General features: G+C 63.8%; 1 protein-coding gene. It reads left to right on the forward strand.

Features of this window, described 5'->3' with window-relative positions; all coding sequences use genetic code 11:
* Positions 1-398: MFS transporter (locus AC1DN0_RS41690; RefSeq protein WP_477146696.1), on the forward strand; the 398-nt coding region annotated here is incomplete at both ends.

Genomic DNA, 398 nt, shown 5'->3' on the forward strand with positions numbered 1-398 from the left:
GCGCAGTCCACCTTCCAGGTGGGCGGCAACACCGGCTCGGCACTGGGCCCCCTGCTGGCGGCGGCCGTGGTGATCCCGCACGGCCAGCGTGCGATCGGTTGGTTCATGCTGATCGCCGCGGTCGCCATCTTCGTGCTGTTCCGGCTCACCGGTTGGACCGTGCGCCATGGCCAGGCCAAGATGAGCAGCCTGGCGCGCAACCACGGCACCGGCCTCAGCCGCGGCAAGGTGGTGCAGGCGATCGTGGTGATCTCGGTGCTGATGTTCGCCAAGTTCGTCTATATCGCCTCGTTCACCAACTTCTTCACCTTCTACCTGATCGAACGCTTCCACCTCAGCGTGCAGCAGAGTCAGATGTATCTCTTCATCTTCCTGGCCTCGATCGCGCTGGGTACCTT

The sequence above is a fragment of the Cupriavidus sp. 05N39 genome, assembly GCF_056397325.1.